Genomic DNA, 4,749 nt, shown 5'->3' on the forward strand with positions numbered 1-4,749 from the left:
CGTCACAGTGACCCACCCCCATGGGCTTCACCGGGGGGTGGGTCACTGTGACGCGGTTCACTTTCCGTTCGCTTTCGCCGGTTCGGGTTTTCCCGGTGATATCGGTACAAGAATCCCCGGAATCCGGTGATTCGGCGCCGCCCACCCCCGAATGGTCGTCACCCCACGTGACTTTTGGTGCGTTATTGGTGACGATCGGTGGACGGTACAACTCCCCGACTCCCCTGGTTCATCTTCTGTTCACTTGAGACGGATGGCCGATTCACTTCTGCTTCCTACTTTCGGATGCGGGCCGGTGCGTTCGCGGTCCGCCCATGCGTTCGAGGGAAGGAATGGAACGACCGTGCAGCCTCCGCGCGTGACCCGCCGTCGTGCCCGTCTCGCGGGAGTGGCCGCGGTCGCCGGCACCCTGCTCCTGACCGGCTGCGGCAGCGACGACAACACCGGCCTGCCCGGCGCCGTCGACTACACCTCGGACACCATCGAATGCGGTCCCGCCGGCACCCTGCTGGCCTCCGGCTCCACCGCCCAGGCCAACGCCATGGAGGTGTGGGCCAACGCCTACATGGCCAACTGCGACGAGGGCCAGGTGAACTACAAGGCCACCGGGTCCGGTGCGGGCATCCAGGAGTTCCTCCAGGGCACCACCGCCTTCGGCGGCTCGGACTCCCGGATGAAGGACGCCGAGATCGAGCAGTCCCGCGCGGTGTGCCGGGACGGCGGACGCGCCATCCACCTGCCGATGGTCGCCGGCCCCGTCGCCATCGGCTACAACCTGCCGGACGTGGACGACCTCGTCCTCGACGCCGATACCCTCGCCCTGATCTTCGACTCGCGCATCACCCACTGGGACGACCCGGCGATCGCGGAGCTGAACCCCGACGCGGACCTGCCGAACACCCGTATCACCCCCTTCTCCCGCTCCGACGGCTCGGGCACCACCGACAACTTCACCTCCTACCTGGCCGCCTCCGCCCCCGACTCCTGGCCGCACGAGCCGGACAAGGTGTGGCACGGTCGCGGCGGCCAGTCCGCCGACGGCTCCTCCGGCCTGGTCGGCATGGTGCAGCAGAACGTGGGCGCCATCAGCTACTTCGAGCTGTCCTACGCCCACGAGAACGGCATCCCCACCGTCCTCGTCGACACCGGGGCGGGCGACCCCGTCGCGGCCACCGTCGAGAACGCCACCACCGGCATCGCCGCCGGCGAGGTGATCGGCACCGACGGCGACCTGGCGATGGAGCTCGACTACACCACCGACGAGCCCGGCGCCTACCCGATCGTCCTCATCACCTACGAGATCATGTGCGACCGGGGCAACGACCCGGAGACCCTGGAACTCACCCTGGCCTTCCTCAACTGGACCGCCGGTGAGGAGGGCCAGGAGATGATCACGCGGATCGACTACGCCGCCATCCCCGACGAGATCATCACGCAGGTGCGCGAGCGCCTCGACGCCATGACCTGACCGGGGCCACCGGCGTCCGCGCCGGTCCCGATCCGCACGCCCCGCCGCGTGCCGGAGGACGGCCCCACCGGGTCGGAGCCCGGCCCGGCACCGCCCGAGACCGAAGGACCCACGGATGTCCGCGACCACCACCGACCCCGCCCCGGCGCCCGCCGGGGGACCGGGGCCCGAGCCGGCGCGGCGCAGCGCCGTCCGGCCGGGCGACCGCATCTTCAGCGGCCTGTCCAAGGGGGCCGGGATCACCCTTCTGGTGATCATGGCGGCGATCGCCGTCTTCCTGACCATCCGCGCCGTCGTGGCCATCCGGGCGAACGAGGGCAACTTCCTGACCACCTTCGAGTGGAACGCCAACGCCGACCCGCCGGTCTTCGGCATCGCGGTGCTGCTCTTCGGCACCGTCGTCAGCTCCGTCATCGCGATGGTGCTGGCCGTGCCGGTGGCGGTCGGCATCGCGCTGTTCATCTCGCACTACGCGCCGCGCCGCATCGCCGGCGCGGTCGGTTACGTGGTGGACCTGCTCGCGGCGGTGCCCAGCATCATCTACGGCCTGTGGGGCGCGCTGTTCCTGGTGCCGCACATCACCGGCCTGTACGAGTGGCTGGACGACTTCCTCGGCTGGACCGGCGTCTTCTCCTACGACGGCTCCCCGGCCCGCTCGCTGATGACCGTCGGGATCCTGCTGGCGATCATGATCCTGCCGATCATCACCAGCGTCACCCGGGAGATCTTCAAGCAGACCCCCAAGGCGAACGAGGAGGCCGCGCTGGCGCTGGGCGCCACCCGCTGGGAGGTGGTCCGGATGACCGTCCTGCCCTTCGGCCGCTCCGGCATCATCAGTGCCTCCATGCTCGGCCTCGGGCGTGCGCTGGGCGAGACGATGGCGGTGGCCACCGTGCTCTCCCCGGCCTTCCTGATCAACATCAGCGTGCTGGAGTCCGGGGGCGGCACCTTCGCACAGAACATCGCCAGCCAGTTCAAGGAGGCCGGGGCGATGGGCCGTGACGCCCTGATCGCCTCCGGCCTGGTGCTCTTCCTGCTCACCCTGCTGGTCAACGGCGCCGCCCGGCTGATCATCGCCCGCCGGAAGGACTTCGTGTGATGCGCGCGCCGCTGCCGCCCGCCGGCACCCCCCGCGAGACCCCTGCCGTCACCCGTCGACCGAAGAGCGGGACCACCCACCGGAAGGAGGCCCGGGCATGAGCGAGATCGTGAAGGACAAGCGGGACCGGGGCCGGGCCCCCGAACCCACCGCGACCACCGGCGCCGGCGGGACCGGCTCCTCCGGCGGGGACCCGGGCGACACCGGCCCCGTCACGGCCGGCCCGACCGCCCTGCGTCGCCCCCGGCTGCCCCGCTGGGCCCCGGCCGGTGTCGCCCTGGGCTCCATCGCGATCGGCGTCCTGATCGGCCTGCTCGGCAACCTGGAGAGCCGGGTCCAGTGGGGCCTGATCGCGGCCCTGGTCTTCGTGGCCGCCACCTTCGTCCTGACCTCCGCCGTCGAGGGCCGCCGCCAGGCGGTGGACCGACTGGCGGCGAGCCTGGTGTGGAGCAGCTTCGTCGTCGCGGTGCTGCCGCTGGCCTCGCTGATCTGGGAGACCATCGCCCGTGGCATCCCCGGCGTGAGCTGGTACTTCCTGACCCACTCGATGAACGGTGTGCTCTCCTGGCAGGAGGGCGGCGGCATCTACCACGCCATCCTCGGCACCCTCCAGCAGGTGGTGCTGGCCTCCGTCATCGCCATCCCGATCGGCCTGCTGACCGCCGTCTACCTGGTGGAGTACGGGCGCGGCCGACTGGCGAAGGCCATCACCTTCTTCGTGGACGTCATGACGGGCATCCCGTCGATCGTCGCCGGTCTCTTCGTCCTCAGCATGTGGATCATGATGCTCGGCTTCGGTTACTCCGGCTTCGCCGGCGCGCTGGCGCTCGCGATCCTCATGATGCCGATCGTGGTCCGCTCCACCGAGGAGATGCTCAAGCTCGTCCCCAACGAGCTGCGCGAGGCGGCGCTGGCCCTGGGCGTGCCCAAGTGGCGGGTCATCCTCAAGGTCGTGCTGCCCACCGCGATCGGCGGCATCACCACCGGCGTCATGCTGGCGCTGGCCCGCATCGCCGGTGAGACCGCCCCGATCATCCTGCTGGTCTTCGGCAGCAACATGATCAACGCCAACCCCTTCGAGGGCGCGCAGTCCTCGCTGCCGCTGTTCGTCTACGAGCAGTGGGCGCTGGGCACGCAGGCCGCCTACGACCGCGCCTGGGCCGCCGCCCTGGTGCTGATCGTCCTCATCATGATCCTGAACCTGGTCGCCCGCGGCATCGCCCGCTGGAAGGCCCCGAAGTCCGGCCGCTGAGGGCCATCGAGAGAAGCGAGAGAACACATCCCATGGCCAAGCGCATCGACGTCACCGGGCTGACCGCCTACTACGGAACCCACAGGGCCATCGACGACATCAGCATGCACGTCGAGCCCAAGTCCGTGACCGCCTTCATCGGCCCGTCCGGCTGCGGCAAGTCCACCTTCCTGCGGACCCTCAACCGCATGCACGAGGTCACCCCCGGCGGCCGGGTCGAGGGCCGCGTGATGCTGGACAACGAGGACCTCTACGGACCGGGCGTGGACCCGGTGCAGGTGCGGCGCACCGTCGGCATGGTCTTCCAGCGGCCCAACCCGTTCCCGACCATGTCCATCTACGAGAACGTCATCGCCGGACCGCGCCTGAACGGCAGCTACAAGAAGTCCGAGCTCGACGACATCGTCGAGCGCAATCTGCGCGGCGCCAACCTGTGGAACGAGGTCAAGGACCGCCTGCACAAGCCGGGTGCCGGCCTCTCCGGCGGGCAGCAGCAGCGGCTGTGCATCGCCCGGGCCACTGCGGTGGAGCCGGAGGTGCTGCTGATGGACGAGCCGTGCTCGGCGCTGGACCCGATCTCCACCCTCGCCATCGAGGACCTGATCGCCCAGCTGAAGTCGCGGTTCACCATCGTCATCGTCACCCACAACATGCAGCAGGCCGCCCGGGTCTCCGAGCGGACCGCCTTCTTCAACCTGGAGGCGGTGGGTCGTCCCGGCAAGCTCATCGAGATCGACGACACCGACCGGATCTTCTCCAACCCCTCCGAGCAGGCCACCGAGGACTACATCTCGGGCCGCTTCGGCTGATCCCACCGGCCCGGCCGGGAGCGCCGGGCGGGAACGCGACGCCGGTGTCCGACCCCCGAACGGGGGTCGGACACCGGCGTCGCGCGGCGTTCGCCCCGGTGCGCCGGCGGGGGCCGGGTGG

The 4,749-nt window shown here is 70.1% G+C and carries 4 protein-coding genes; all 4 read left to right on the forward strand.

What is annotated here, in order from left to right; all coding sequences use genetic code 11:
• The first annotated feature begins 343 nt into the window (after positions 1-343).
• On the forward strand, positions 344-1,468 hold the full coding sequence (gene pstS / locus FNQ90_RS12955) for a phosphate ABC transporter substrate-binding protein PstS (RefSeq protein ID WP_323379925.1): 1,125 nt from the start codon (positions 344-346) through the stop codon (positions 1,466-1,468).
• Positions 1,469-1,583: 115 nt separating this feature from the next.
• Complete coding sequence (gene pstC / locus FNQ90_RS12960; protein WP_182606522.1) at positions 1,584-2,567, forward strand: phosphate ABC transporter permease subunit PstC; 984 nt, start codon at positions 1,584-1,586, stop codon at positions 2,565-2,567.
• Positions 2,568-2,664: 97 nt separating this feature from the next.
• Positions 2,665-3,819, forward strand: coding sequence for a phosphate ABC transporter permease PstA (pstA, locus tag FNQ90_RS12965; protein WP_182606523.1), 1,155 nt, complete (start codon positions 2,665-2,667; stop codon positions 3,817-3,819).
• 32 nt (positions 3,820-3,851) lie between these two features.
• Positions 3,852-4,628 (forward strand): phosphate ABC transporter ATP-binding protein PstB, encoded by a 777-nt coding sequence (pstB, locus tag FNQ90_RS12970; protein ID WP_143618621.1) that lies wholly within the window; start codon positions 3,852-3,854, stop codon positions 4,626-4,628.
• The last annotated feature ends 121 nt before the right edge of the window (positions 4,629-4,749 follow it).

It is taken from the genome of Streptomyces alkaliphilus (assembly GCF_014141535.1).
Classification (GTDB): domain Bacteria; phylum Actinomycetota; class Actinomycetes; order Streptomycetales; family Streptomycetaceae; genus Streptomyces; species Streptomyces alkaliphilus.

What these genes read in the sequence shown, in the direction of transcription:
- pstC (WP_182606522.1), top strand. Translation starts at nt 1,584, where the DNA reads ATGTCCGCGACCACCACCGACCCCGCCCCGGCGCCCGCCGGGGGACCG.
- pstA (WP_182606523.1), top strand. Translation starts at nt 2,665, where the DNA reads ATGAGCGAGATCGTGAAGGACAAGCGGGACCGGGGCCGGGCCCCCGAA.
- pstB (WP_143618621.1), top strand. Translation starts at nt 3,852, where the DNA reads ATGGCCAAGCGCATCGACGTCACCGGGCTGACCGCCTACTACGGAACC.